We start from the raw sequence: 25883 nt of genomic DNA on the forward strand, positions 1-25883 counted from the left end.
CATTCATGGAACACAGGCACAGGCTTCGGGCGCTTCAGACATTCGAGGCGGTGTCGAGGCTCCTCTCGGTTGCCGATGCGGCACAGGAGCTGGGGGTGACGCAAAGCGCCGTCAGCCATCAGCTCCGGCAGTTGCAGGAGGTCATCGGGGAGCGGCTGGTCCAGAAGAACGGCCGTGGAATCACCCTCACCGAGGCCGGGCGCAATCTGGCCCGCAGGCTCCAGCCTGCCTTTGCCGAGATCGACCGGTCGGTGGCGGAATCGATCGGCGGGATCCGCGGCCGGACACGCCTGGCGGTATGCAGCAGTTTCGGGCCTGCCTGGCTCGTGCCGCGGCTTGCCCGCTTCTATGAAGCCTATCCATGGATAGACCTGCAGATCCTGATGTATGCGCGCGATCCGGAACTGACCGATGCCATCGGTGACGCGTTCGTGACCACGCTGCCGAGGGACAGCGGATATCACGCGCAATTCCTCTGGGCGGAACGTCTGGTCCCCGTGGTATCCCGCCTGCTCTTGCAGCGCCATGGCCACCAGGGGCCGTTCAATCTCATCACCACCGAGCTGGAGGCGGGCCGGGAGGGGGCGGACTGGCGGATGTATGCACAGGCAAGCGGCCTGCCGGACATGAAGCCCGCCTGCGGACACTGGTATTACGCCTCGCATTACGTGATCGCCCGCGACATGGTGCGTCAGAACCTCGGCGCGGCCCTCCTGCCGGATTTCCTGGTGGAGGACGATCTGGGGGCCGGCCACATGGACCTTCTGGGAAATGGCTGCGTGTTCACCCAGGAAGATTACCACCTCTGCATCAAGCAGAGCCGCCGCCAGGAGCCGGCGCTGGAGGCCCTGAGCCGGTGGTTCAAGAGCGAAATGGGTGAAGCGAGGCGCGTGGCCGGCTGAGGCAACCGGCTTCGGCATCCCTTGACCTGCCAGCCGCTCCAGCGGAACGAAAGGCCAGGCCCGCCTTCGACCGGACGCTACCCGGTCTTCTGATTTCCCCATTCGGCAATCGCGATGCCGCCGAGGGCAAGCACCAGCGCGGCGATATGGAAGGTTTCCAGCCTTTCGCCGAGAACGGCCACGGACAGCAGGGTGCCGAAGACCGGGACGAGGTTGATGAAGAGGCCGGCCCGGTTCGCCCCGATGCCCTCGACGCCGAAGATATAGAGAACCTGTGCGACGAGAGACGCGAAGAGGCCGGTGTAAAGCACCACCGCCATCCCTTGCATGTCCGGCCAGACGGCCGCGCCGGATGCCACCTCCCAGAAGACCAGCGGCAGCGAGGCGAGAGCCGCCGCCAGCGCCGGAACGGCCATCAGGCTCTTCCAGCCGATGGCGGGCCGGTAGCGCAGGAAGATCGTATAGAGCGCATAGGCCGTTACCGCGACCAGCATCAGCGCGTCGCCGAAATTCAGTTCGAGTCCGACAAGGGTCGAAAGCTTCCCATGGGCGGCAATCAGCAGGACACCGACGAGGGTGAGGCCGAAACCGGCGATCTGCGCCAGGCTGACCCGTGTCTGGAACAGGGCGAAGTTGAAGACGAAGATGAGCATCGGAATCCCCGCCTGGACGATCGCCACGTTGATGGCGCTTGTATAGAGCAGGGCGGAATAGAGCAGCGCGTTGAACAGCGCGTAGCCGACGATGCCGTAGCCGAAGAGCAGGGGCAGGTTGCGGCGGATGACCGGCCAGTCACGGCGCAGTTCCGGCAGGGAAATCAACGCGATCAGCAGGACGGCGATCAGCCAGCGCCCGAAGGTGAGCACCATGGGGCTGACATGGCCGATTGCAAGCTTTCCCGCCACCGCATTGCCACCCCAGGCGAGAGTCGTGACGATCAGCGAGAGGTATGATTTGAGGCGCAAGGGATGACTTTCCGGGGTCGACTACGGCGGCGCAACGCCCGCCAGCGACGATTCTTTGCCGGTAAATTGGTGCAATGTCACGCAAAAACCCTGTTTCTCCCCGCATACGGAGTCGCTTTCCCGGAAACAAAATAGTATAGATGCGCGGGTTTGGCAGGACGTTTTCCCTGCCGCGGACTTTAAGGATTGAGAGAGATGACGAATGTCGTGGTGGTCGGCTCGCAGTGGGGCGACGAGGGCAAGGGCAAGATCGTGGACTGGCTTTCCGAGCGTGCGGATGTGGTCGTGCGCTTCCAGGGCGGCCATAATGCCGGCCACACGCTGGTGATCGATGGCGTCAGCTACAAGCTGTCGCTGATGCCTTCCGGCGTCGTGCGCCCCGGCAAGCTGGCCGTGATCGGCAATGGCGTCGTGGTCGACCCGCATGCGCTTCTCGCGGAAATCGACAAGCTGGCCGCCCAGGGCGTGACGGTGACGCCGGAAAACCTGCGCATCGCCGACAACGCGACCCTGATCCTCTCCGTCCACCGCGAACTCGACGGCATGCGCGAGGATGCCGCCGCCGCCAACGGCACCAAGATCGGCACCACCCGCCGCGGCATCGGCCCCGCCTATGAGGACAAGGTCGGCCGCCGTGCGATCCGCGTCATGGATCTGGCCGAGCCGGAAGCCCTGGCCGCAAAGGTCGAGCGCCTGCTTACCCATCACAACGCGCTGCGCCGCGGCTTCGGCGTTGCCGAGGTGGCCCACGAGACGCTGATGCAGGAGCTTTCCTCCATCGCCGAGCGCGTGCTTCCCTTCCGCGATACCATCTGGCTGCTGCTCGACAAGGAGCGCCGCCGCGGTGCCCGCATCCTCTTCGAAGGCGCGCAGGGTTCGCTGCTCGACATCGACCACGGCACCTATCCCTTCGTGACCTCGTCCAACACGGTGGCCGGTCAGGCTGCCGCAGGCTCGGGCATGGGGCCGGGTTCGCTGGGCTATATCCTCGGCATCACCAAGGCCTACACCACCCGCGTGGGCGAGGGGCCTTTCCCGACGGAGCTCAACGACGAGGTCGGCCAGTTCCTGGGCGAGCGCGGCCATGAATTCGGCACCGTCACCGGCCGCAAGCGCCGCTGCGGCTGGTTCGACGCCGCCCTCGTGCGCCAGTCGGTCGCCGCCAACGGAATCACGGGTATTGCGCTGACCAAGCTCGACGTGCTGGATGGCCTGGACGAGCTGAAGATCTGCGTCGGCTACATGCTGGATGGCGAGCGGATCGATCACCTGCCCGCCTCGCAGGCCCAGCAGGCCCGCGTGGAGCCGGTCTACATCACGCTGGAAGGCTGGAAGGAATCCACCGTCGGCGCCCGCAAATGGGCGGATCTGCCGGCTCAGGCGATCAAATATGTCCGCCAGGTGGAAGAACTGATCGGTGCGCCTGTCGCTCTCCTGTCTACAAGTCCGGAACGGGACGACACCATACTTGTGACCGATCCGTTTGAGGACTAAGGTCGCGGCTTGTTTATGGTTAGCAAGGTGTAAACCGTTGTTTACGAGAAATTTCTGATGGCGGATTTTGTAGCAGTCATTCGCAGGGCCGTTGACGGCCTTTCGGACAACACGCCGGAAATGCGGGCCAAGGTTTATGATAAGGCCCGCGGAGCCGTTCTCCGCCAGCTGGAGAGCATGAAGCCCCGCCCTCCGGAAGAAATGCTGCGCCGCCAGCTCGAAAAGCTCGAGACCGCCATCCGCGAGGTGGAGGCAGAGCACGCGGAAGCCTTGCCCCCGCTCGAAGAGCCGGAAAACGCCGAAGCCGAACTCGTTCCTGCGCCGATCGCCGCCGATGAGGCGCCACCGGCGCAGGATGTCCATGCCGCCGACGAAGAGGTTGCGCCTGCCGCCGCCGTCGATGACCGCACGCCGGAGGAATCTGCCCATCCGCAGCCGGTTTCTGCAGAAGAAACCCCGGAGCAGGCGGATTCCGTTTCCGCAGCACCGGCACCCGTCGAGGAGGCCGGCTATCCCGCGCCTCGGCAGGAGCTGTCCGAGCCCGCTCCCCAGCCGGCCGCAGAACCGGTGGTGCCGGCAGCACCTGCACCGGCGGTGCGCGTCATCCAGCCGGCCGCGCCAGCTTCCCCCTATCTGTGGGGCGACGAAAGCTGGGCTGGCGAGGAAGAGCCGCAGCCTGCCGATCCGGTGGCGCATGCGCCGTCCTACAGTCTGCCGGAGGTCGAGCCCGCTTCCGAACCCGCGCCGGTTTCCGAAGCCGCACCCGCGGTCGAACCTCCGCCGGTTTTCGCACCCGAACCGGCCGTCGAGCCGGTGACCGAAGCGCCGGCCGAAGCCCTGCCGGTCGAAGCGCCGCGCTGGGATGAGGTGCCGGCCGAAACCGCCTTCGCCGAGGTTCCCGAGCCGCAGCCTGCCGTCGAACCCGCAGTTCCCGTCGAACCGGAACCCGTCCGGGAGACCTACCCGGACTTTCCTGTCGAGGATCCGGTCGAGAAATATGCATCCATGGCGCCGGTTTCCGTACAGGAAACGGTGACCGAGACGCCTGCCGGCACAGCATGGCCCGAAGGTGGCGTCGAGGCAGAGGCGCAGGCCCGGATCGGCGAAGAAGAATGGGTGGCACCCGCCCATTACGAACCTGCCGCGGAAGCCGACCGCACGCCCCTGGAGGACAGCGGTTTTGCCCCCGCGGCCGAAACCCCCGTGGTCGATCCGCTGGCCTGGTCGCCGGAATCCCATCCCCTTGCTGCCGAACCCGCAGCTGCCGTAGAGCCCGTCGAGGAGCCGCGTGGCGAACTCGCCGCCCCCCAGCAGGGCTATTTCGATGCGCCGGTCCTGACCGCCCGGGTGACCGAAGCCGAACCTGCATACGAACCTGCCGGGGAGCCGGCGCCCGCCGCTTCGCCCGAGCCGGCAACTGCCGCAAAGGCGCCCACCTTCGAGGATGACTGGGATCTCGTGAATGCGGAGCTTGGCCCGGTTGCTCCTGTGGCCGCTGCCGCCGCTGCCCAGCCCGCTGCCGCGACCGGCCCTGCGCGTGCCGATGCCCGGCGCGACTGGGACGATTCGCCCTTCGACGACGTACCGCTTCCGGAAACCGACGATCTGGAGGCATCCCGCGCCCGCAGCCGTCAGGGCGACGAGGGCTGGGACCAGTTCGACGATTTCGAGGCCTATGATACGCCCACGGGCAATCGCGCCGAACCGCTGGAAGACGAGGACGATCTCCTTTATGCGCCGGTCGAGAAGCCCGCGCGCTCCTACCGTATCGAACCCAAGCGCCGGATGGATTTTACCTCGATCGGGCTCGGCCTTCTCGGGCTTCTGCTGGTGGCGGGTTCCGGTTATGGCGCCTGGGTGTTCCGCGACACGCTGAGCGGTCTCGTGACCGGCCTGGTTTCCTCGCCACCGGCCGAAAACAAGGCCCAGACGCCTGCCAAGACCGGCACGCCGGCAAAGACCGACGATGCGAAGCCTGCCGCGGATGCGCAGCCTGCGAATGGCAAGGCTCCCAGCCAGGAAACGGCCAGCGCCGAGCCGGAACTGCAGAAATTCACCCAGCGGCTGCGGCCGGACGGCTCGGAAGTGGACGAAGGCAAGGCCGATGGCGCCGCGTCCGGCGAGGGCAAGTCCGTCGCTGCCCAGACGGTGGCTTCCGCCAATCCGGAGGAAGCGACCGCCCCTGCGGGAACCACGCCGCCCGCTGCCAACAACACCCCTGCCGCCACCATTCCGGTGGGCGTCTCGCAGAAGATGTTCCTCTACGAGGAGCGCGTCGGCCAGACGTCTCCCGTCGCCATCGAAGGCGCGGTCGTCTGGTCGCTGAAGAAGGAACCGGCGGACAACGGTCGCACCGAATCGGTGGTCCAGGCGCAGGTCTCCGCGCCGGAGCGCGGTCTGTCGGCGCTCATCACCTTCAAGCGGAACCTCGATCCCTCGCTGCCGGCGAGCCATCTGATCGAGCTCGTCTTCTCGATCCCGAAGGAATTCGAGGGCGGTGCCATCGAGAGCGTGCAGCGCGTGGCCCTGAAGCAGACCGAGCAGGACCGTGGCGATCCGCTGATCGCGGTGCCGGCAAAGATCACCGACGACTTCCACATGATCGCGCTGAACGACTATGCGGATGCCCGCAAGTTCAACCTGAACCTGCTCGAAACCCGCGACTGGATCGATATCCCCGTGACCTATCGCAACGGTCGCCGCGCGCTCATCACCATGGAAAAGGGTGCAACGGGCAGCGAGGCCTTCAAGCAGGCGATCAGCGACTGGCGAGCCGAGGACGGGCCCGCTGCGGTGGTATCCCCGCCGGCCGGCCAGCAGCCCGCATCGACGGGTGGCGCCCAGCCGCAGCAGCCCTGATCGGCTTTATAAGGAACAACAAAAAGCCCGGCCTGAGCGATCAGGCCGGGCTTTTTTACGTCAGGGAACGGACGCGATGGCGGTCGGGGCTCAGGCCTCGACCACACGCAGCGCCTTCTGGCGCTCGGCTGCTTCCTTCTGCACCGCCTCCTGCACCTTCTCGAAAGCGCGAACCTCGATCTGGCGCACGCGCTCGCGGCTGATGTCGAATTCGGCAGAGAGGTCCTCCAGCGTGGAGGGGTCCTCGGAGAGGCGGCGGGCTTCGAAAATCCGGCGCTCGCGGTCGTTCAGCACGCCCATGGCGCGGGCCAGCATGCTGCGGCGGCTTTCCAGCTCGTCCTGTTCTATCAGCACGGTTTCCTGGCTGTCGTGATCGTCCACCAGCCAGTCCTGCCACTGGCCGGATTCGCCCTCGGAGGCGCGGATCGGGGCGTTCAGCGAGGCATCGCCGGACAGACGGCGGTCCATGGAGACCACTTCTTCCGGCGTCACATTCAGCTTGGTGGCGATCTGCTCGATCTGTTCCGGCTTCAGGTCGCCATCGTCGATGGCCTGGATGCGGCCCTTCAGGCGGCGCAGGTTGAAGAACAGCCGCTTCTGGTTGGCGGTGGTGCCCATCTTTACCAGCGACCATGAACGCAGCACATATTCCTGGATGGCGGCCTTGATCCACCACATGGCATAGGTGGCGAGGCGGAAGCCACGGTCGGGGTCGAATTTCTTCACAGCCTGCATGAGGCCCACATTGCCTTCCGAGACGACCTCGCCGATCGGCAGGCCATAGCCACGATAACCCATGGCGATCTTCGCCACGAGGCGCAGATGGCTGGTCACGAGCTTGTGGGCGGCGTCCCTGTCCTGATGCTCCTGGTAGCGCTTGGCGAGCATGTACTCTTCCTGCGGCTCCAGCATCGGGAACTTGCGGATTTCATCGAGATAGCGATTGAGACCGGCTTCTCCGCCGGAAATGACAGGCAACGAACCACGGGCCATAGAGCACCCCCTCTTCGATTTTTGCGGCCCCGCAAGAGACGTCCCGCGGCAGCCGAGCGCAGCGGTCTATTGCAAGCCCCGCCGCAACTTCGTCAGATAAGAATGGACTTATGGCCTTTCAAGGGCAAGAGACGCGATTTTGTTCCCGTTTTTTTCCGGTTACTTTTCGTGCCCTAGGCGCGCAGCGCTTCCACGAGTTCTTCCATGTCTTCCGGCATCGGCGCTTCGAAATGCATCACTTCGCCGGTGGACGGATGTTCGAAGGCGAGCAGGTAGGCATGGAGTGCCTGCCGGTGAAAGCCGTTCACGACAGCCTTGGCTGCCTCCGGCAGAAGGTTTGCCTTGGTGCGGAAGGCCGCGCCATAATCGGCGTCCCCGATCAGCGGGTTGCCGATATGGGCCATGTGCACGCGGATCTGGTGGGTGCGCCCCGTTTCCAGCTGGCACTCCACCAGGGAGGCGAGGCAGGAGGCATCCGGCTTTTCGTGGAAGCGTTCCACCACCTCGTAATGGGTGATCGCCTCGCGCGCATCCTCGCTTTCCTCACGCTTGACGCTGCGCTTGGTGCGGTCGCCCGCACGGCCGAGCGGCGCGTCGATGGTGCCGCGCAATTGCCGCGGCCGGCCCCAGACGACGGCGAGATAGGCGCGTTCCAGCGGCCCGGACCGGCCGTGATCGGCAAACTGCGCGGCGAGATGGCGATGGGCGGCGTCGTTCTTCGCCACCACCATCACGCCCGTCGTATCCTTGTCGAGCCGGTGGACGATGCCGGGACGCCGCACCCCGCCGATGCCCGAGAGCGACGCGCCGCAATGGTGGATGAGGGCGTTCACCAGCGTGCCGGTCCAGTTGCCGGCGCCGGGATGCACGACAAGACCGGCGGGCTTCACCAGCACGATCAGGTCGTCGTCCTCGTAGAGCACGTCGAGCGGAATGTCCTCGCCCTGCGGCACGGGATCTTCCGGCTCCGGCAGGTCGATCTCGATGCGATCGCCGAAGCGGATCTTGCGCTTCGGTTCGTCGATCACGGTCCCGTTGACCTTCACGGCGCCCTGCTCGATGAGCTGCTTGATGCGGTTTCGGGAGAATTCCCCTTCCAGCGTGGCCGTCAGCCATTGGTCGAGCCGCCCTTCGGCGCTTTCGTCGGCGGTCAGCACTTTCCTATTGGCCGCTGCTTGGGTAAAGGGGTCAGTCATCACTCTCGTTCCCGTGCTTTCTAGAGAGCATCCCGCGAGGCCATGTCATGAGGCTCCATGAAGGAACCGCCAGCCAGGAAATGCATCATGTCCCATGTTGAAGACGATGAACAGGAAGACAAGCCGCTCGATCCGGTCATGGAAAAGGTCCGGCGCAAGATGGTTCGTCTCCAGCTCGTGTCCGCCGGCATCATGGTCGTCATGCTTATGGCTGTCCTCGGCGCGATTGTCTACAAGCTCACGCGGCCCGATCCGCGCGCGGCGGCCGTCGCGGTCGCAGGGGCGGGCATTCCCGTCGGCGAGACGGTGAAGGCTGTCGCAAGCCTTCCCGCGGGCTTTGCCGTGCGCTCGGTCTCGCTCTCCGGCGGGCAGCTGCTCATCCACGGCAACACGGCGGATGCTCAACAGCAGGCGCTGGTGTTCGACATCGCGTCCGGCCGCATCGTCGCCGAAATCACGCTTCGCTGATCCCATGGCCGCACCGGTCATACGGATCGACAGCGCCGACGATCCCCGCGTAGCGGCCTTCCGCGACATCCGGGAGCGCGACCTGACGGGGCGTCAGGGGCGGTTCGTGGCCGAGGGAACGGTGGTGCTGCGCATGCTCGCCGCCCATCACGGCGGACGACAGGGCTTCCGCGCCGAAAGCATCCTGCTGCTGGAAAACCGCGTTGCGGGCGTCGAGGATATCCTCGCCGCCTTTCCCGATGACGTGCCGGTGCATGTCGTCTCGCAGGCCGTCATGGACGGCATTGCCGGTTTCCACATGCATCGCGGCGTGCTGGCCCTCGGGCAGCGGATCCCGCCAAGGGATCTTGCCGCCGAGATCGAAGCGCTTCCCGAGCGGGCGCTTGCGGTCGTGGCGGCTGGAATCTCCAACCACGACAACATGGGCTCGATCTTCCGCAATGCGGCCGCCTTCGGCGTTTCGCTCGTGGTGCTCGACGAAACCGCCTGTGACCCGCTTTACCGAAAGGCGCTGCGTGTCTCGGTGGGTTCGGTGCTGTCGGTGCCCTATGCGCGCGGCGGGTCGACGGCGGAATGCCTCGAGCGCCTGCAGGAAAGGGGATTTGCTGTCTGGGGCCTGTCTCCTGCCGGCAGCGCGGAAATCTCGAAGGTGGAGATATCGGCCCGGATGGCGCTGGTCCTTGGAACAGAGGGCGAGGGGCTGCCCGAAGCCATTCTCGGCCGCTTCCGGACGGCACGCATTGCGCAGAACCCGGGACTCGACAGCCTGAACGTGGCGACCGCGAGCGGTATCGCGCTTTATCAGATCGCCACACGGGGCGGCTTCATCGACGGATGAGGGCGCCGGTTACGGCATTGCGGCGCGAATGCGCTCTGCAAGGCTCGGGGAGGGGCCTTCGCCGGGTGGCGATGCCTGATCGAGGATATCGTGGATGGGGGAGGCCTCGCCCTCTTCCGCCGCGGTGATCGCCACCATGCGGGCGGCAACCGAGGCGAGTTCCTCGCGGAGCGCCGCATCCGAACCATTGCCGCGCGATTTCTGGAAGCGTTCCGCAAGGGCGGCTGCCTGGTGGCGCACTTCGTCCTTCACGCTGCCGACATTCTCGGCCGTGACGGCCGGTTCGGCCGGAAGGGGGTTGGCGGCGGGCTCTGCCTTGCGTCCGGTTTTCCGGTCCTGCGGGGCGGCCTTCAGCTGCTTGCGCGCCTCGCGGCTTTCGGCGGAAATCGCCTTGATCTTGTCCCGCAGGCGCTGGATCTCGTTGGCACGACGCTCGATCAGGCTTTCGCGGTCGGCAAGGTCTGCCTGCTCGCGCGCCAGCCGGTCCGAGAGGCGCAGCGCCTTGTGTTCTTCCTGCTCCAGCCGCTGTTCCGCCTGCTTTGCCCGGCCTGTGAGCAGCTTGACTTCCCGCCGCAGGCTGTCGCGCTCCTCGCGCAGCGACTGCACCCGGTAGCGGTCGTTCTCGGTCTGGGCATTGCGCGCGGCAAGATCGATCTTCAGGTTGTCCCTGTCCGCGGCCAGGCGGTGCATCTGCTTCTGCAGGTCCTCGAGCGCCGTGACCCGTTCCGAAAGCTCGAGCTCGAGCGTCGAGATCTTCTCCTGGGCTTCGGCAAGCCGGTTTTCCGCCTGGCGCAGCGCCGAGCGTAGGTCGCCGGCCTCCGTGTTCATCTCGCCGATCTGCACCTTGAGCTCGGCATTTTCCGCATGCAGGCGCCGCGCTTCTGCCGAAAGGGTTTCCTGCGCGACCTGCAGGGTGGCGCGCTTTTCGCGCTCCTGGTTCAGTTCCTGCTGGGTTCGCGACTGTTCCGCGGCAAAGGCGGCACGCGCCATGTCGCGCTGGGCGCGCACTTCCTGCGGTGAAAGCGGCATCGTGGCCTTCAGGCGGTTTTCCGCATAGATGACGATGCGCTTCTGGATGGCGGGCGCAACCAGCATTGCCAGGAAGGCCGCGGCAAGAAAACCCAGCCCGAAGAGAAGCGCATATTCGATCACGGCAACACCGACCACATGACGACCGGCCGGTAAAGGCCGGCCGGAAAAGTCTTACTCGCCATTAAACATTGTGAGAAACCACTTTCAAGCTGAAGTGGCATTCCCTCAGACAAAAACAAGTGCATCTCAGAAGGGATTCCAGGTCGGCTGGGAGGAGAGCTTGAGATAGCCGACATTGATGCCGAGACGGGCGCCGATGCCGGTGCGGATCGGCACGATCACCACCTGATGGCTCTTCAGCACCGTCATGCCGACGCCGGCGACCACATAGGCCGAGCCGCTGACGCCGCCGTACCGGTTATAGAGAGCATCGAGGCTCGGCAGGTCGTAGACGAGCATCATCACCCGGCTGCCCTGACCGCCGTAATCGAGGCCGAGCGACGGGCCCTGCCAGAAGACTTCGTGCTGGCCGACATTCTTGGTGTAGAGATCGCCCTCGCCATAGGTCAGCCCGGCGATGAAGGCGCCGGAGCCCTCCTGGCCAAGGATGTAGCCATTCGGCAGGCCATATTGCTGGAAGGCGTTCTCGACCACCTTGGCGAGACCGCCGCTGGTCGAGCCGAAGAAATCGTGACCGGCATCGACGATTTCCTGAACCGTATACTGGCTTGAACTGCCGGCGAATGCCTTGCCCTGCGGCAGTGCGAGCGCGATCAGCGCAATCGCGGCGAGGGTTGCGAGGCGGGCGAGACGATCCGCCACGGCCCGGAATTCCTTTAGACGCTTGCTGTGGTGCATCCGTTCCTCCGCTCCTTGGTCGTGCATGTTGACACCGCCCCCGTTTCTGCATTTTGCGCGGATGGGATTAACAATCGGTTTACCAAATATGGTGTCATTATGGCGGAAGGTTTTGCCATCGGGATAAGGTCACCGGCGCGGTCGATCGCACGCACCGGTTCCCTTTCGCAAGGGCACGCATCGGGTCACGGGATCTGCCGCCGCCGGATCGGAGGCGCACGTCCCCTGGCCCCGCATTATTTTGTTCCATTCCGCATGAGGCGGACATCGCGGTGGGCGATGCAGCAGTCAGGAGGGCGCCATGTCCAAGAACCCCAATCTTACGCTGAGCGGTGCGGATCTTGCCGCGCTTCTCTGCAGCCGTGTCTGCCATGACGTGATCTCGCCCGTCGGCGCGATCAACAACGGGCTCGAACTGCTCGACGAGAGCGGCAGCGATGCCGATGCCATGGATCTTATCCGCACCAGCGCGCTGAATGCCTCGGTGCGGCTGAAGTTCGCCCGCCTTGCCTTCGGCGCGTCCGGCTCCGTCGGGGCCTCCATCGATACGGGCGAGGCAGAGAAGGCCGCCAAGGACTTCGCCGCCGCCGAGAAGAAGACGGAAGTGGTCTGGAACGGTCCGCGCGCCATCATCCCCAAAAACCGGGTGAAGCTGCTGCTCAACCTCTTCCTGGTGGCCTATGGCTCGATCCCGCGAGGCGGTGTCGTAACCGTCACGCTCGAGAACCCGGAATTCGACGCCCGTTTCACCCTGACCGCCAAGGGCCGGATGATGCGCGTGCCGCCGAAATTCATCGAGATCTATGCCGGGACCGTGGAAGAGGCGATCGATGCCCATTCGATCCAGCCCTACTATACCGTGCTCCTTGCCGAGGAGACCGGCATGGTGCTGAACCACAGCGTCACGCCCGAGGAAATCACCTATACGGCGGTGCTTGAGTCCTGAGGCTCCGGGAAGGCCGGTAGAAATTGCCGGCAGGCGGTAACGAATCCTTAGCCGCATTTCGTTACCGTCGTCCCACTGTCGCATACGCCCATGCTGGGCCGGGAGGCGAAACGATGCAACGTCTGATGATAGCGGACGGATCCGATGTGGTCCGGAAGGTGGGCAAGCGGATCCTGACCGAGCTGAATTTCATGGTCTCGGAAGCCGGAAGCGCCACCGAGGCGCTTCACCGCTGCGAGGCGGAAATGCCCAACATCCTCATCGTCGATGCCGGCATGGAAGGCGCGATCGAGCTGATCACCACGCTGCGCGGCCTGCCGAACGGCAAGGATGTGCGCATCTATTACTGCGTCGTCGAGGCCGACCTGAAGAAGATGATGATGGGCAAGCGGGCAGGGGCAAACGACTTCCTGCTGAAGCCCTTCGACCGGAAGATCCTGACCCAGGCCTTTGCCGGACTTTCGGCCGCCGCCTGACACCGGCACCTTTGCTGCCCGACGCGATGAAGCCGCCGTTTTCCGGCGGCTTTTTTGTTGGCCGGTGGCTGGCTTTCGGGCGAGGCCAGGCGGAAACGAAAAATCCTGCCAGCAGGCTGGCAGGATCGGGAATACGGGAATTGTTCAGGCAGACGATCCCGGAATCAGGCGGTCTCGAGATAGTCGGAGCCATCCGGCTCGCGCAGCACATAGCCGCGGCCCCAGACGGTTTCGATGTAGTTCGCGCCGCCGGCGGCATTGGCCAGCTTCTTGCGCAGCTTGCAGATGAAGACGTCGATGATCTTCAGTTCCGGCTCGTCCATGCCGCCGTAAAGGTGGTTCAGGAACATTTCCTTGGTGAGCGTGGTGCCTTTGCGCAGCGAGAGCAGCTCCAGCATCTGGTATTCCTTGCCGGTCAGGTGAACGCGCTGGCCGCCGACTTCAACCGTCTTGGCGTCCAGGTTCACGATCAGGTCGCCCGTGGCGATGACCGACTGGGCGTGGCCCTTGGAACGACGAACGATGGCGTGGATGCGGGCAACCAGTTCGTCCTTGTGGAATGGCTTGGTCATGTAGTCGTCGGCACCGAAGCCGAGACCGCGCACCTTGTCCTCGATGCCGGCCATGCCGGAGAGGATCAGGATCGGCGTCTTAACCTTTGACAGGCGCAGTGTTCTGAGCACTTCGTAGCCCGACATGTCAGGAAGGTTCAGGTCAAGCAGGATGATATCATAGTCATACAGCTTGCCGAGATCCACGCCCTCTTCACCGAGGTCTGTGGTATACACGTTGAAACTTTCAGACTTGAGCATCAACTCGATGCTCTGCGCGGTCGCGCTGTCGTCTTCGATGAGTAGAACCCGCATGTTTATCCCCTTTACCGCCGCATTAAGGTCGTCTTGGCCCCCTTACGCGATACGGATCCAGTCGTTGCCTGATTTGGAAGCTGCCACCAAATGGTTAACAAATTCTGATTCCCTCTGACAAGGTGTACCGAACTTATTAAATATTTTTAGCACTCCCCTGATTTCTCATAGGAATCTGGTCCCGAGCTTGCTCACGTAATGGGTGAGAAAAACCCGCTAACCGATTCTTCTGACTCACCAATGCAGAACCCTGTTTTTCTGCATTCAGTATTTACCTACCCTTAAAACCTCCCCCCTATCATTGACGATGCCCGTAAATGAAAGGTTACCAGCGGTAGGTTTTTGTTAACGCCGCCCGATTTTTTTAACGAAGAAGGCGGTCCGGGCGTTCGGGTTAATGATTTGAGTGGAGCCGGGGTCTCGTATCACGGGAGTATTGCGTATGAAGACGCGTGAGAGCCTAGTGCGCCTGAAAGAATTTCAGGTGAATGAAAAGCGCCGGCAGCTGCAGCAGCTGCAGGTGATGATGGCCGAGTTCGAACGGATGGCGAAGGAACTGGAAACCCAGATCACGCTGGAAGAGAAGAAGTCGGGCATCACCGATCCGAACCATTTTGCCTATCCGACCTTTGCGAAGGCCGCCCGCCAGCGCGCCGACAACCTCCAGGTCTCTATCCGGGAACTGAAGGCGCAGCAGGATGCCGCCACCGCGGCGCTGGAAGAGGTGCAGGCCGAATATGATCGCGCCGCCGCTCTCGAGGAGCGGGACAGCGCGGTGCGCGCCAGGGCCTGATAACCAGGGCGGCCAGCCGCCGACATGCCGCCTTCCGGCAGGTAAGGCGGCCGGTGGCCGCTCATGCGCCATGGGCATGGAAAACAGAAAGCCGCCGGCACCGGATCGTTGTCCGGTGCGGCGGCTTTTCGCGTGTGTCCCGACAATAGGGCAGGGGCCGGCAAAACGGCGGACCGGAAACGACCGAGCTCAAGGCGCAAAAAAACCCGGCACGCTGGAAGCGTCCGGGTTATCGCATCCCTCGGGCGGGGACTGTCGCCGTTTCGTCAGTGACGATACTGCTGGATCCGCGTCGTCCGCAGGCCGGCAAGGCCATGGTCGTTGATCGACGACTGCCAGGAAAGGAACTCCTCGACGGTCAGGGTATAGCGCTCGCAGGCTTCTTCCAAGCTCAAAAGGCCACCGCGCACGGCCGCGACAACCTCTGCCTTGCGACGGATCACCCAGCGGCGCGTATTGGCCGGCGGAAGATCCGCAATCGTCAGCGGGCTGCCATCGGGGCCGATGACATATTTTACTCGGGGTCGAATCATTTCGGTCATTGGACTCTCTACACAAACTCAAGACCACATGAGCCGACTGTAGCCTTGCACCTTTAAAAATTGACTAAGCGCCCGCTGAAAATTTTCCCGAAATTGAACTCATCGTGCATCGGTTGCCTGCAACAAACATTGGCGAACAATATGAAAGAAATACGCGGATAGCGGGTTATGCGCGGACTATGATCTGGTTAACGGCAGGAAAAAATTTGCCGATATCGCCGCCCTACACTGTTTCACGCTGGACATCTACAAAGGCTTGCTGGGTAAATACGCGAAAAAAGCCGCGATCGACCACATTTTGTCGCTGATATAAATGCGGACAAGCCCGTCTCGCTTGGCAATACTGCTCCGGGCATATGCTTCAGCCATGCAAAAATGATGTATCATCACGAGTCAGAGGCGTGGCGATCTAGAGGAAATCGGCAAGAAGTTCGGTCTTGCCCGGGCCGAAATCCAGTTGCGCCGTTCCCGAATGCTGGAATTGCAGGGTGTCTCCGGCCGCAAGGCTTGCGATGGTGGAGGCCTGCTGGGGAATCGTTGCGAGCGAACCGAGCCCGCGGGCCGTCAGGAGGGGTGTCACGCCATTCTGCAACAGGGTCATCACATGTCCGGAGGAGGTCAGGGCCAGCATGGTGAACGTCAGGCGGTAGAGGCCGGTGGCCGGAACGACGAGCTTCTGCCCGATCCCGGGCGTCGCGGCGCCGCCCAGCGTAAAGCCGCCCTGATTGAGGCTAAGCGACTGGAATCCCGTGAACGTTCCCGCGGGTGGCGACATGGCCGTGGCATTCAGATGCGCCCGGCATGCCGGGTTGGAGGGCTTGCGGACCACACCATTCGGATCCACCTGGAATGCGCGTTTCCAGTTTGTGCCATCGGTGGAAACCTTTAAGCCGATGTTAAGATCTCCGAGCAGACCGAACTCGCCGCGCCCGGAAAAACCGGTCTGGAAGAGCAGCGATGCCGTATTGGCCTCGGCGGCGCGGTTGACCTTCATCTGGTGGCTGCCGCCCTGATGATTGAAGAGGCTCGCAGGGGCACTGACCGAAAGACGGTTGGTACTGTCGGCCGTGGCATTGATGCCGAGCTGGTCCATCTGCGAAAGGGAGATCAGCGGCTGCCACTCCGAACCGTCGTAATAGACCGGGCGGCGCGTGGCGGCATTCCACGCCAGCCAACCGGTGCGGGGACGGGCGAAGATCCAGCTTCCGTCGATGAAGCAGGCAATCTGGCCACCGCGATCCTGGAAGTCGCCGGTGGGTCCGGCCGTGCGGATGCCGAAGCACTCGCCTTCGGCGGGATTTGCCGGAGCGCCGGAGACGATGTCGGTCAGCACCAGCTGGACCAGGGCGTCGAGCCGCTGGAGCGCCTCGTTATGGGTGACGTGCTTCTGTGCCTGATCCGGCAGGATGTAGGGCATGTCCAGGGATGGTGTGGTCTCGCTCATGGGCCGGTCCTTCTGCCTTGTCGTGGCCAAAAGCATAGGGGCCCTGAGGGACAGGGGGATGAAAAGCGCCACTGCGGCCTGAAACCAAAGCGTTTTTCGCCTCGGTCATCCCCGTGCGAGATGGCGGTACTGGTGGGGGATGCGCCCCCAGGCGACAAAGTAGGGGTTGGCGTAGCCCTCGTCCGGGCCCTCCCGGCGCTCGCCATAGAGGAGGGGGCGTCCGTCGAGCTCCAGCGTTGCGCCGCCTGCAGCCCTCAGCACGGCGTCGCCGGCGGCGGTATCCCATTGCATGGTGCGAGTGAAGCGGGGATAGACGTCGGCCTCGCCCTCCGCGAGCATGCAGAATTTCAGCGAGCTGCCGATGGACTGGAAGCGGTCCGTGCCGAGACCGCTCAGATATTCGCCGGTCCGGGGACTGTTGTGGGAGCGGCTGGCAATGGCGACAAGCGGGTCCTGCGGGGTGCGCGTGCGGATCGTGCGCCGCGCGCCCGGCATTCCGTCGTCCCCGACGGCGATGGCCTCGGCGATGCCCGCGTCAGCGGAATAGAGCTTCCGGTAGGCCGGCGCATAGACGACGCCTGCAACCGGCCTGCCCTGATCGATGAGGGCGATGTTCACCGTGTAGTCCGGCTTGCCGGCGATGAATTCCTTGGTGCCGTCGAGGGCATCGACGAGGAAGAAGCGGGGGCAATTCACGGCTGGAAACCGGCCTGCCGCAATTTCTTCCTCTGCCACCACGGGAATGCCGGCGAAGTGCTCCGCAAGATGGGCGAGTACGATCGCCTCCGCCTGCTCGTCTGCCTCGGTGACCGGGGACTGGTCGGATTTGAGACGGATTCCCGGACCCTTTGCCGCAACGGCGAGGATGGCGCTGCCGGCTTCGAGCGCTGCCTGCTCCAGTGCGTGCCGCATCAGTGCCCGCGCTCCGCGGCGCGATGGGGGGACATGTTTCTCAGCAGCATTCCCGAAGCGTTTCCTTCAATCCTGTCCGATGGTTGGCAACGCTTCCGCGCTGCGGCTACCGCGCCTACACTAAACCAATCGGCAGCGCCACGGAATTGGCCGATGGGTCAAGATCTGGTCCGGCCTGCACGCCCTGGCGGTGCTGCCCGCTGCGTTTCGGAGTCCTGGCCGAAGCGGCACTTTTTGTCGCATTTCGCTGCTGACGGAACCTGCCATAGTTGCGCATATGTACCACCGGCAAGTCGTTCCCGGAATGCTCGTGATCAGCAGGCGGGAGGGTCTTGCCGTTTTCTGTGGCTGTGCGAATGTGCGGCCCATTTCACCATGTCCGGATCATTAATCCCATGCGCTATTCAGCCCTGTCGATCATCAGGAACGCATTTTCAGGCAACCGCGACTGGCAGCCCGCCTGGCGCGAACCCGAACCCAAGCCGCATTACGACGTGATCATCGTCGGCGGCGGCGGGCACGGGCTTTCGACGGCCTATTACCTCGCCAAGGAGTTCGGCATCACCAACGTGGCCGTGCTGGAGAAATCCTACATCGGCTCCGGCAATGTTGGCCGTAATACGACGATCATCCGGTCCAATTACGTCCTCGAGGGCAACGAGCCCTTTTACGAGCTCTCGCTGAAGCTCTGGGAAGGTCTGGAACAGGATTTCAACTTCAACGCGATGGTCTCCCAGCGCGGCATCATCAACCTGTTTCACGACGATGCCGGGCGCGATCACTATGCGCGGCGCGGCAATTCCATGATGATCCACGGGGTGGAGGCCGCCCTTCTCTCGCGCGACGAGGTGAAGGCGCTGGTGCCCTACCTCAACTACAATCACGCCCGCTTCCCCGTGATGGGTGCGCTCTATCAGAAGCGCGCCGGCACGGTGCGGCACGATGCGGTCGCCTGGGGCTATGCGCGCGGCGCCGACATGCGCGGCGTCGACATCATCCAGAATTGCGAGGTGACGGGCATCCGCCGCGACGCAACCGGCAAGGTGACGGGGGTGGAAACTTCGCGCGGTTTCATCGGCTGCAACAAGCTGGCGCTGGCGGCAGCGGGCAACACGTCTACCGTCGGGCAGATGGCCGGGCTTGAACTGCCGATCGAAAGCCATGTGCTGCAGGCCTTCGTGTCGGAGGGCCTTAAGCCCGTCATCCATCACGTGCTTACCTATGGCGGCGGGCATTTCTACATCTCCCAGTCGGACAAGGGCGGCCTCGTCTTCGGCGCGAGCCTCGATTTCTTCGGCTCCTATGCCCAGCACGGCAATCTCGCGACTGTCGAGGAAACCATCGAGGAGGGCGTGTCGCTCATCCCCGGGCTTTCGCGCTCGCGGGTGCTGCGCTCCTGGGGCGGCGTCATGGACATGTCCATGGACGGTTCGCCGATCATCGACCGCACCGGCATCGAGAACCTCTATCTCAATTGCGGCTGGTGCTATGGCGGCTTCAAGGCCACGCCCGCCTCGGGCTTCTGCTTCGCGCATCTGATCGCGAAGGGTGTGAGCCACGAGGTCAGCCGCTTCATGCGTCTCGACCGGTTCGAGCGCGGATATGCAATCGACGAAGCGGGCAAGGGCCCGCAGCCCAATCTCCATTGAGGCCTGAAACAGATGGCTAGCCTTATCACCTGCCCCCATTGCGGCTCCCGGCCGAAAGAGGAATTCTCGATCCGCGGCGAAGTGCGCAGCCGGCCCGAGCCCGCCGCACCCTTCGAGACCTGGTACCGTTACGTCTATGTGCGCGATAACCCCAAGGGTCGCCAGAAGGAATACTGGCACCATGTGCTTGGCTGCCGCCGCTGGCTGGTGGTGGAACGCGACACGCTGACCCACGAGGTCTACGGCGTCACCGATGCGGCCGCCTATCGTGCAAGCGAAGTGAAGGAGGCTGCGGAATGACGGCATCTCGTCTCTCCTCCGGCGGTCTCGTCGACCGCAGCCGGCCCGTGTCCTTCACCTTCGACGGCAAGAGCTTGAGCGGTTTTGCGGGCGATACGCTGGCTTCGGCGCTCATTGCCGAAGACCGGCTGCTGGTTGGTCGTTCCTTCAAGTATCACCGCCCGCGCGGGGTGCTGACGGCCGGCTCCTCCGAGCCGAACGCGCTGCTCACCATCGGCACCGGCGCACGCTCCGAGCCCAACACCCGCGCCACCGTGCAGGAGCTTTACGACGGCCTCGTTGCAAAGAGCCAGAACCGCTGGCCGTCGCTCGATTTCGACATCGGCGCCTTCAACAGCCTGCTCTCGCCCTTCCTCGGCGCCGGCTTCTATTACAAGACCTTCATGTGGCCGAAAGCCTTCTGGGAAAAGGTCTACGAACCCTTCATCCGCATGGCGGCCGGGCTTGGCAAGCTCACCATGGAGAGCGATCCGGACCGCTACGAGAAAGCCTGGGCCCATTGCGACCTGCTTGTTGTCGGCGGCGGGGCGGCCGGTCTTTCCGCTGCGCTGACGGCGGGACGGGCAGGACTGCGCGTCATCCTGGCGGACGAGGATTTCCTCCTCGGCGGGTCGCTCAATGCCTCGCGCGCTGCGGTCGGGGGTGTCAAGGCTCCGGATTTCGCAGCCAATGCGGTATCCGAGCTTTCATCGCTTGCGAATGTCACGCTCATGCCGCGCACCACGGTTTTCGGGTGGTTCGACGATATGGTGTTCGGTGCCGCCGAGAAGGTGCAGAAGCATGTGGCAGAACCGAGCCATGACCGGCCGGTCGAGCGCCTCTGGCGCATCGTCGCCAAACACGCGATCCTCGCCACCGGTGCCATCGAGCGCCCGCTCGTCTTCGGCGGCAACGACAAGCCGGGCATCCTGACGGCAAGCGCCGTCTCCACCTATGTCAACCGCTTCGGCGTGACGCCGGGAAGCCGCGTTGCGGTCTTCACCAGCGGCGGCACGGGCTATCGCACCGCACATGACCTCAAGGCCGCCGGCATCGAGGTCGCGGCGATCATCGACACGCGCGATGCGGCCGCCGACCGTGCGCCCGATGGCGTGAAGGTGCATTACAGGGGCGCCGTCGTCGACACGATGGGCGGCAAGCGGCTCACCGGCATCATCACCGAACGCTCCGGCTTCGAGGAGAAGATCGGCTGCGACGCGCTTGCGATGTCGGGCGGCTGGTCGCCGGTCATCCATCTCGCCTGCCAGCGCGGGGCAAAGCCCGTCTGGTCTGCGGAAAAGCAGGTCTTCCTCGCGCCCGAAAGCGATCCGAGGCTTGCCCTTGCCGGTGCTGCCGCCGGGCTCGAGACGCTGGGTGAGGCGATTGCCGATGGCGCGGCGAAGGCGAAAGCCGTGCTCTCCGCCCTTGGCAAGACTGCGGCAACCGCGGACGTTCCCGAAGTCGAGGAGCAGGATTTCGCCGGTCACCAGCCTGTCTGGTATGTGGGCGGCGCGCGCTCGAAGGCCTTTGTCGATTACCAGAACGACGTGCATGTGAAGGATCTGGCGCTGGCGCAGCGCGAGAACTACACGAGCATCGAGCTCACCAAGCGCTACACCACCTCGGGCATGGCGACCGACCAGGGCAAGATCGCCAACGTGAATGCGACCGGCATCGTCGCCTCCATGCGCGGCGTCGATCCTGCTGTCGTCGGCACGACCACGTTCCGGCCCTTCTATACGCCGGTTTCGCTCGGCGTCATCGCCGGCACCTCGCGGGACGAGCATGGCCGTCCGGTGCGGCGCTCGCCGCTGCATGGCTGGGCGGAGAAGAACGGCGCAGTCTTTGTCGAGGCAGGGCTCTGGTACCGTTCCTCCTACTTCCCGAAGGGGGAGGAAAAGACCTGGCGCGAGGCCGCCCATCGCGAAGTGATGGCCGTCCGCAAGGCCGCCGGCCTCTGCGATGTCTCGACGCTTGGCAAGATCGAGGTCTTCGGGCCTGACGCGGCGGAGTTCCTCAACCGGCTCTACTGCAATCCGATGCTGAAGCTTCCCGTCGGCAAGGCGCGCTACGGCCTGATGCTGCGCGAGGATGCGATGGTGCATGACGACGGCACGGTGAGCCGCCTTGCGGAGAACCACTTCTTCATCACCACCACCACGGCCATGGCGGGCGAGGTGCTCTCCCACATGGAATTCTACCATCAGGCCCAGTGGCCTGAGCTCAAGGTTCGCTTCGTCTCCGTCTCCGACCAGTGGGCGCAGATGGCGATTGCCGGACCGAAGGCGCGGGCCATTCTCTCGAGAGTCGTCGATGCAGACCTCTCCGACGAGGGTTTCCCCTATCTGTCGGCGCGCGACGTGCGGCTGAAGGGCGGTCTGTCTGCCCGGCTCTTCCGCATCTCGTTTTCGGGCGAGCTTGCCTATGAGCTGTCGGTACCGGCCGCCTATGGCGAGGCGGTGGCGGATTACATCATGGAATGCGGTGCCGAACACGGCATCACGCCCTACGGGCTCGAGGCGCTCAACATCCTGCGCATCGAGAAGGGCTTCGTCACCCATGCGGAGCTGAACGGCACCGTGACGGCCGACGATGCCGGCTATGGCAAGATGATGGGAATGCAGAAGCCCGATTTCGTCGGCAAGCAGATGGCCACCCGCTTCGGCCTGACGGCGGCGGACAGGATGCAACTCGTCGGCCTGAAGCCGGTCGATCCGAAGAACGAGATCCGCGCCGGCGCCCATCTGCTGCGGGAAGGAGCGGAACCCTCCATGGCGAACGACCAGGGGCTTGTGACCTCGAACTGCATCTCGCCCGTGCTCGGTCATCCGATTGCACTCGCGCTGCTGAAATCTGGCCGGGAGCGCATGGGCGAGACGATCATCGTCTTCGACCGGCTGCGCGGCGACGAATTCCCGGCCATTGTCTGCCCGCCTGTCTTCATCGATCCCGAAAACGAGCGGCTGAAGGGTGAGGCGCAGGTCTCGCCCCAGGCCAAGGAGGAGGCATCCCGATGAACGGACCCTTCACGCATCGCCATCCCCTCGATGGCGCGATCTCGGCCAATCCGGGCCGTTCGGAGAACCATGTGACGGTGCTTCCGGAGCCGATGGTGCTTTCGGTGGCCGCCCTTCCCGGCGAGGAGCAGGCGGTGGCCGCAACGCTTGGCGGCGTCTCCGCAACGGCGCTGAAGGCGGTCGGCCCCGGCGAATGGCTTGTCGTGCTCGAAAAGGCCGATCTTTCGCTCCAGCGGGACATCGCGGAAAGGGCAGGCGCCCTGGCGCTCGTCACCGACCAGTCCAGCGGCCGTGCGGTGCTGCGCCTTCAGGGGCCGAAGGCGCGCGCGATCCTTGCCAAGATCGTGCCGCTCGACCTCCACCCCGAAGCCTTCGCTATCGGCCAGTCGGGCAACACCCTCTTTGCCCATGTGAGCGCCAATGTCGGCCGCATCGGCGAGGATGAATTCGAGATCGTGCTGATGCGATCCTTCGCACTTTTCGCCTTTCAGGAGCTCATGGAAATGGGCCTGGAATTCCGGCTCACTGCCGGATTTGCGACCTGAGCTTATGGCGCATCGAGAACAATCTCGATGTCGTAATTGGGTATAGTGCGCTTATCTAAAGCATGTCGCGAAACGGGGTGAAATCGTCCCTTCCGCGACTGCCAACAAGAACGGGGGGAACGGAGCGCAGGACGGTGTGGCCCATCAGGCCCGATCCGGTGCTTCCTTCCACAGCGAGTTTTGAGAATGCCGAACGCGGCGGCGGGAAGGACCCGTTTCTGCGAACGTTATCCATTGTCTGTCTCATCCGGCGCTTGCCGGACCATTGCGGAGCTTCAACATGAAAAGTCATGCTCGGGTCGTCGTCATCGGGGGTGGTGTCGTCGGTTGCTCGGTTCTCTATCACCTGACCAAGTTCGGCTGGACCGATGTGGTGCTTCTGGAGCGCTCCGAGCTGACGTCGGGCTCCACCTGGCACGCGGCCGGCGGCATGCACACCATCAACGGCGATCCCAATGTCGCCAAGCTGCAGAAATACACGGTCGAGCTCTACAAGGAGATCGAGGCGCAGTCGGGCCAGGATATCGGCCTGCACCTCACGTCCGGTCTGATGCTCGCGGCCACGCAGGAGCGCTTCGACTGGCTGAAGTCGATCCTCGCCAAGGGTCGCTACAACGGACTTGAAGCGCAGCTGCTGACGCCGAAAGAAGCGCACGAGATGATGCCGCTTCTCGATCCCGACCAGTTCGTCGGCGCCCTCTACGATCCCGTCGAAGGCCATCTCGACCCCTATGGCACCACCCATGCCTATGCGAAATCGGCCAAGATGAACGGCGGCGAGATCTATCTCCACACCAAGGTGGAAGAGCTCGTTCAGCGCGAGGACGGCTCCTGGCGCGTGATCACGGACAAGGGCGAGATCATTGCCGAGCATGTGGTGAATGCCGCCGGCCTTTGGGCCCGCGAAGTGGGCCGCATGGTCGGTCTCGAGCTGCCGGTTCTGGCCATGGAGCACATGTATCTCATCACCGAGGACATGCCCGAGGTCGCCGAGTTCAACCAGAAGACCGGCAAGGAGCTGATGCATTGCGTCGACTTCGACGGCGAGATCTATCTCCGCCAGGAGCGCGGCGGCATGCTGATGGGTACCTATGAAAAGGCTTGCCGTCCATGGTCGCCGATCAACACGCCGTGGAATTTCGGTCACGAACTGCTGGCCGAAGACATCGAGCGCATCACGCCCGAGCTGGAAGTCGGCTTCCGCCATTTCCCGGCCTTCAACAATGCCGGGATCAAGAAGATCATCAACGGTCCCTTCACCTTCTCGCCTGATGGTAACCCGCTGGTCGGCCCGGTCCGGGGTCTCCGGAACTACTGGTCGGCCTGTGCCGTCATGGCCGGCTTCAGCCAGGGCGGCGGCGTCGGTCTCGCCCTCGCCAACTGGATGATCCACGGCGATCCGGGCTTCGACGTCTTCGCGATGGATGTTTCCCGCTACGGCGATTACGCGACGCTCGCCTATACCAATGCGAAGGTGCGCGAAAACTATTCCCGCCGCTTCTCGATCCGCTATCCGAACGAGGAGCTGCCGGGCGCGCGTCCGCTGCTGACGACGCCGATCTATGACAAGCTCAAGGATGCCGGCGCCATCTTCGGCGCCTCCTACGGTCTCGAGGCGCCGCTCTGGTTCGCGCCGGAAGGCGTGACCGACCAGTTCTCCTGGCGCCGTTCGAACGATTTCGAGGCGGTTGCCGCGGAATCGAAGTCCGTGCGCGAGAGCGTCGGCCTCATGGAGACCTCGGGCTTTGCGAAATATTCGGTCACCGGCCCGGGGGCCGAAGCCTGGCTCGACAGGATGCTGACGCCCCGTATTCCGGCGACCGGCCGCATGACGCTGGCGCCGATGCTCAAGGAAGACGGCAAGCTGATCGGCGATTTCACGCTCGCCAAGCTCGGGGAGGGAGATTTCCTCGTCATCGGCTCCGGCATTGCCGAAGACTATCACATGCGCTGGTTCGAGAGCCATCTGCCGAAGGACGGCTCGGTCAAGCTCGAGGCGCTCAACCTGCGCCTGACGGGCCTTGCCATTGCAGGACCCAACGCGCGCAAGCTGATCAGCAAGCTCACCCATCTCGACATGTCGAACGAGGCCTTCCCCTTCATGTCGATCCGCCGCATGGATCTCGGCATGGCGAAGACCATTGTCGGGCGCGTCTCCTACACCGGCGATCTCGGCTATGAAATCTGGATGAAGCCGGAATACCAGCGCTATGTCTACGATCTGCTGATGGCGGAAGGGGCGGAATTCGGGATCAGGCTCTTTGGTCTCCGCGCGCTCAATTCGCTCCGTCTCGAGAAGTCCTATGGCTCCTGGTCGCGCGAGTATCGTCCGCTCTATGGCCCCTTCGAAGCCGGCCTTGGCCCCTTCGTGGCGCTGAAGAAGGAAGCGGATTTCATCGGCAAGCAGGCCGCTGCCGCGGAGAAGGCCTCGGGTGGCGCGCTGCGTCTGGTCACCCTGATCGTCGACGCGCGGGATGCCGACGTGATCGGCGACGAGCCCATCTTCTTCAAGGGTGAGGTGCGCGGCTGGGTGACCTCTGGCGGCTATGCCCATGCCTCCGGCAAGTCGGTTGCGCTCGGCTACATCCCCAAGGAGATCGCCGGCGAGACGGACGGTTTCGAGATCGAGCTGCTCGGCGACATGCTGCCGGCAAGGCTTCAGTCCGCGGCGCTTTTCGACGGCAACGGGGAGCGCATGCGCGGCTGATCCGGGCAAGGCCGTCAACTGCGCTTTCAACGGGCATCCGTGCCAAAACTATGTGCAAAATGCACCCTCGGCCGCCGGTTTCCGGCGGCCTTCCTTTGCCGG

Annotated in this window: 22 protein-coding genes; 13 read left to right on the plus strand and 9 right to left on the minus strand. The window is 64.0% G+C overall.

Annotated features, from left to right (window positions below):
- Positions 1–5: 5 nt before the first annotated feature.
- Positions 6–902 (plus strand): LysR family transcriptional regulator, encoded by an 897-nt coding sequence (locus GGR23_RS01730; RefSeq protein WP_183364391.1) that lies wholly within the window; start codon positions 6–8, stop codon positions 900–902.
- Positions 903–979: 77 nt separating this feature from the next.
- Here the strand turns inward: GGR23_RS01730 and GGR23_RS01735 are convergent, their stop codons facing one another.
- Entirely contained in the window at positions 980–1867 is an 888-nt protein-coding gene (locus GGR23_RS01735; RefSeq protein WP_183364392.1) for a DMT family transporter, read from the minus strand.
- A gap of 195 nt (positions 1868–2062) precedes the next feature.
- Here GGR23_RS01735 and GGR23_RS01740 point away from each other — a divergent pair, with 195 nt between their 5' ends.
- Complete coding sequence (locus GGR23_RS01740; RefSeq protein ID WP_183364393.1) at positions 2063–3361, plus strand: adenylosuccinate synthase; 1299 nt, start codon at positions 2063–2065, stop codon at positions 3359–3361.
- A gap of 57 nt (positions 3362–3418) precedes the next feature.
- A complete protein-coding gene (locus GGR23_RS01745) occupies positions 3419–6220 on the plus strand; it encodes a ribonuclease E domain-containing protein (protein ID WP_183364394.1) in 2802 nt (933 codons plus the stop codon).
- A 90-nt stretch (positions 6221–6310) separates the two neighbouring features.
- Here GGR23_RS01745 and rpoH read toward each other — a convergent pair whose 3' ends face one another.
- Together rpoH and GGR23_RS01755 are read right to left on the minus strand one after the other, a co-directional pair.
- Positions 6311–7213 (minus strand): RNA polymerase sigma factor RpoH, encoded by a 903-nt coding sequence (gene rpoH, locus GGR23_RS01750; RefSeq protein WP_183364395.1) that lies wholly within the window; start codon positions 7211–7213, stop codon positions 6311–6313.
- 173 nt (positions 7214–7386) lie between these two features.
- Positions 7387–8409, minus strand: a complete 1023-nt coding sequence (locus GGR23_RS01755; protein WP_183364396.1) for an RluA family pseudouridine synthase — start codon at positions 8407–8409, stop codon at positions 7387–7389.
- A gap of 87 nt (positions 8410–8496) precedes the next feature.
- Between GGR23_RS01755 and GGR23_RS01760 the strand changes: the two genes are divergently transcribed.
- Together GGR23_RS01760 and GGR23_RS01765 are read left to right on the plus strand one after the other, a co-directional pair.
- Positions 8497–8877, plus strand: coding sequence for a hypothetical protein (locus GGR23_RS01760; protein ID WP_183364397.1), 381 nt, complete (start codon positions 8497–8499; stop codon positions 8875–8877).
- A gap of 4 nt (positions 8878–8881) precedes the next feature.
- Positions 8882–9715 (plus strand): TrmH family RNA methyltransferase, encoded by an 834-nt coding sequence (locus GGR23_RS01765; RefSeq protein ID WP_183364398.1) that lies wholly within the window; start codon positions 8882–8884, stop codon positions 9713–9715.
- Between the two features lie 9 nt (positions 9716–9724).
- Here GGR23_RS01765 and GGR23_RS01770 read toward each other — a convergent pair whose 3' ends face one another.
- Positions 9725–10867, minus strand: a complete 1143-nt coding sequence (locus tag GGR23_RS01770; RefSeq protein WP_183364399.1) for a coiled-coil domain-containing protein — start codon at positions 10865–10867, stop codon at positions 9725–9727.
- A 126-nt stretch (positions 10868–10993) separates the two neighbouring features.
- Complete coding sequence (locus tag GGR23_RS01775; protein ID WP_183364400.1) at positions 10994–11605, minus strand: DUF1134 domain-containing protein; 612 nt, start codon at positions 11603–11605, stop codon at positions 10994–10996.
- 301 nt (positions 11606–11906) lie between these two features.
- Between GGR23_RS01775 and chpT the strand changes: the two genes are divergently transcribed.
- Together chpT and GGR23_RS01785 are read left to right on the plus strand one after the other, a co-directional pair.
- Positions 11907–12551, plus strand: coding sequence for a histidine phosphotransferase ChpT (chpT, locus tag GGR23_RS01780; protein ID WP_183364401.1), 645 nt, complete (start codon positions 11907–11909; stop codon positions 12549–12551).
- A 113-nt stretch (positions 12552–12664) separates the two neighbouring features.
- On the plus strand, positions 12665–13027 hold the full coding sequence (locus GGR23_RS01785; RefSeq protein WP_183364402.1) for a response regulator: 363 nt from the start codon (positions 12665–12667) through the stop codon (positions 13025–13027).
- A 164-nt stretch (positions 13028–13191) separates the two neighbouring features.
- On the opposite strand, the gene ctrA is transcribed toward GGR23_RS01785, so the two are convergent.
- Positions 13192–13893, minus strand: a complete 702-nt coding sequence (gene ctrA, locus GGR23_RS01790; RefSeq protein WP_183364403.1) for a response regulator transcription factor CtrA — start codon at positions 13891–13893, stop codon at positions 13192–13194.
- Between the two features lie 442 nt (positions 13894–14335).
- On the opposite strand from ctrA, the gene GGR23_RS01795 reads away from it, so the two are divergent.
- The gene (locus tag GGR23_RS01795; protein ID WP_183364404.1) at positions 14336–14686 is read left to right on the plus strand and encodes a flagellar export protein FliJ; all 351 of its coding nucleotides are present in this window, start codon (positions 14336–14338) and stop codon (positions 14684–14686) included.
- Positions 14687–14952: 266 nt separating this feature from the next.
- On the opposite strand, the gene sciP is transcribed toward GGR23_RS01795, so the two are convergent.
- The 3 genes from sciP to cysQ all read right to left on the minus strand — a co-directional run bounded on the left by sciP (position 14953) and on the right by cysQ (position 17584).
- Entirely contained in the window at positions 14953–15228 is a 276-nt protein-coding gene (gene sciP, locus GGR23_RS01800) for a CtrA inhibitor SciP (RefSeq protein WP_018327815.1), read from the minus strand.
- A 409-nt stretch (positions 15229–15637) separates the two neighbouring features.
- Positions 15638–16672, minus strand: coding sequence for a DUF2793 domain-containing protein (locus GGR23_RS01805; RefSeq protein WP_183364405.1), 1035 nt, complete (start codon positions 16670–16672; stop codon positions 15638–15640).
- A gap of 105 nt (positions 16673–16777) precedes the next feature.
- The gene (cysQ, locus tag GGR23_RS01810) at positions 16778–17584 is read right to left on the minus strand and encodes a 3'(2'),5'-bisphosphate nucleotidase CysQ (protein ID WP_183364406.1); all 807 of its coding nucleotides are present in this window, start codon (positions 17582–17584) and stop codon (positions 16778–16780) included.
- 395 nt (positions 17585–17979) lie between these two features.
- Between cysQ and GGR23_RS01815 the strand changes: the two genes are divergently transcribed.
- The 5 genes from GGR23_RS01815 to GGR23_RS01835 all read left to right on the plus strand — a co-directional run bounded on the left by GGR23_RS01815 (position 17980) and on the right by GGR23_RS01835 (position 25781).
- Positions 17980–19233 carry a sarcosine oxidase subunit beta family protein gene (locus GGR23_RS01815; protein WP_183364407.1) on the plus strand — a complete coding sequence of 418 codons (1254 nt, stop codon included), beginning with the start codon at positions 17980–17982 and terminating at the stop codon, positions 19231–19233.
- Between the two features lie 12 nt (positions 19234–19245).
- Entirely contained in the window at positions 19246–19533 is a 288-nt protein-coding gene (locus tag GGR23_RS01820; protein ID WP_183364408.1) for a sarcosine oxidase subunit delta, read from the plus strand.
- Entirely contained in the window at positions 19530–22529 is a 3000-nt protein-coding gene (locus GGR23_RS01825) for a sarcosine oxidase subunit alpha family protein (protein WP_183364409.1), read from the plus strand. The genes GGR23_RS01820 and GGR23_RS01825 overlap by 4 nt, the downstream gene beginning before the upstream one ends.
- Complete coding sequence (locus GGR23_RS01830) at positions 22526–23074, plus strand: sarcosine oxidase subunit gamma (RefSeq protein ID WP_183364410.1); 549 nt, start codon at positions 22526–22528, stop codon at positions 23072–23074. Before GGR23_RS01825 ends, GGR23_RS01830 begins: the two co-directional genes overlap by 4 nt.
- A 280-nt stretch (positions 23075–23354) precedes the next feature.
- Positions 23355–25781, plus strand: a complete 2427-nt coding sequence (locus tag GGR23_RS01835; protein ID WP_183364411.1) for a GcvT family protein — start codon at positions 23355–23357, stop codon at positions 25779–25781.
- Positions 25782–25883 lie beyond the last annotated feature (102 nt).

The organism is Gellertiella hungarica, assembly GCF_014197145.1.
In the GTDB taxonomy this organism is placed as follows: domain Bacteria; phylum Pseudomonadota; class Alphaproteobacteria; order Rhizobiales; family Rhizobiaceae; genus Gellertiella; species Gellertiella hungarica.

What these genes read in the sequence shown, in the direction of transcription:
- GGR23_RS01730 (WP_183364391.1), top strand. Translation starts at nt 6, where the DNA reads ATGGAACACAGGCACAGGCTTCGGGCGCTTCAGACATTCGAGGCGGTG.
- GGR23_RS01740 (WP_183364393.1), top strand. Translation starts at nt 2,063, where the DNA reads ATGACGAATGTCGTGGTGGTCGGCTCGCAGTGGGGCGACGAGGGCAAG.
- GGR23_RS01745 (WP_183364394.1), top strand. Translation starts at nt 3,419, where the DNA reads ATGGCGGATTTTGTAGCAGTCATTCGCAGGGCCGTTGACGGCCTTTCG.
- rpoH (WP_183364395.1), bottom strand. Translation starts at nt 7,213, where the DNA reads ATGGCCCGTGGTTCGTTGCCTGTCATTTCCGGCGGAGAAGCCGGTCTC.
- GGR23_RS01755 (WP_183364396.1), bottom strand. Translation starts at nt 8,409, where the DNA reads ATGACTGACCCCTTTACCCAAGCAGCGGCCAATAGGAAAGTGCTGACC.
- GGR23_RS01760 (WP_183364397.1), top strand. Translation starts at nt 8,497, where the DNA reads ATGTCCCATGTTGAAGACGATGAACAGGAAGACAAGCCGCTCGATCCG.
- GGR23_RS01765 (WP_183364398.1), top strand. Translation starts at nt 8,882, where the DNA reads ATGGCCGCACCGGTCATACGGATCGACAGCGCCGACGATCCCCGCGTA.
- GGR23_RS01775 (WP_183364400.1), bottom strand. Translation starts at nt 11,605, where the DNA reads ATGCACCACAGCAAGCGTCTAAAGGAATTCCGGGCCGTGGCGGATCGT.
- chpT (WP_183364401.1), top strand. Translation starts at nt 11,907, where the DNA reads ATGTCCAAGAACCCCAATCTTACGCTGAGCGGTGCGGATCTTGCCGCG.
- GGR23_RS01785 (WP_183364402.1), top strand. Translation starts at nt 12,665, where the DNA reads ATGCAACGTCTGATGATAGCGGACGGATCCGATGTGGTCCGGAAGGTG.
- ctrA (WP_183364403.1), bottom strand. Translation starts at nt 13,893, where the DNA reads ATGCGGGTTCTACTCATCGAAGACGACAGCGCGACCGCGCAGAGCATC.
- GGR23_RS01795 (WP_183364404.1), top strand. Translation starts at nt 14,336, where the DNA reads ATGAAGACGCGTGAGAGCCTAGTGCGCCTGAAAGAATTTCAGGTGAAT.
- sciP (WP_018327815.1), bottom strand. Translation starts at nt 15,228, where the DNA reads ATGACCGAAATGATTCGACCCCGAGTAAAATATGTCATCGGCCCCGAT.
- GGR23_RS01805 (WP_183364405.1), bottom strand. Translation starts at nt 16,672, where the DNA reads ATGAGCGAGACCACACCATCCCTGGACATGCCCTACATCCTGCCGGAT.
- cysQ (WP_183364406.1), bottom strand. Translation starts at nt 17,584, where the DNA reads ATGCGGCACGCACTGGAGCAGGCAGCGCTCGAAGCCGGCAGCGCCATC.
- GGR23_RS01815 (WP_183364407.1), top strand. Translation starts at nt 17,980, where the DNA reads ATGCGCTATTCAGCCCTGTCGATCATCAGGAACGCATTTTCAGGCAAC.
- GGR23_RS01820 (WP_183364408.1), top strand. Translation starts at nt 19,246, where the DNA reads ATGGCTAGCCTTATCACCTGCCCCCATTGCGGCTCCCGGCCGAAAGAG.
- GGR23_RS01825 (WP_183364409.1), top strand. Translation starts at nt 19,530, where the DNA reads ATGACGGCATCTCGTCTCTCCTCCGGCGGTCTCGTCGACCGCAGCCGG.
- GGR23_RS01830 (WP_183364410.1), top strand. Translation starts at nt 22,526, where the DNA reads ATGAACGGACCCTTCACGCATCGCCATCCCCTCGATGGCGCGATCTCG.
- GGR23_RS01835 (WP_183364411.1), top strand. Translation starts at nt 23,355, where the DNA reads ATGAAAAGTCATGCTCGGGTCGTCGTCATCGGGGGTGGTGTCGTCGGT.